Here is a 234-nt window from a genome sequence, read left to right as displayed (position 1 = left end):
AAAATATCACCTATTAATAAAATGTATTTCTTACTTATACGATCAGCTAAGGCTCCGCCTAACAAACTAAACAATACTTGAGGCGTAATTTCTAAAACAAATGTTAATACCATTAAACTTGGTGATTTAGTCAAATCAGATACTAATAAGGGCAGTGCAATTTGAAAAAAAGACGTGCCCAACTTACTTGTTGTGGCACTTAAAAATAAGCATAAAAAATCTCTGTTCTTTAGT

The 234-nt window shown here is 30.8% G+C and carries 1 protein-coding gene; it reads right to left on the bottom strand.

What is annotated here, in order from left to right:
* The coding region (locus SB753_RS41665) for an MFS transporter (protein ID WP_410805769.1) at positions 1-234 on the bottom strand (234 nt) is incomplete at both ends.

The organism is Paraburkholderia sp. SIMBA_053 (assembly GCF_046534895.1).
GTDB classification, from domain to species: domain Bacteria; phylum Pseudomonadota; class Gammaproteobacteria; order Burkholderiales; family Burkholderiaceae; genus Paraburkholderia; species Paraburkholderia caledonica.
Note: the sequence above shows the minus strand (reverse complement) of the source record. Positions and strands in the feature narration are given on the sequence as shown.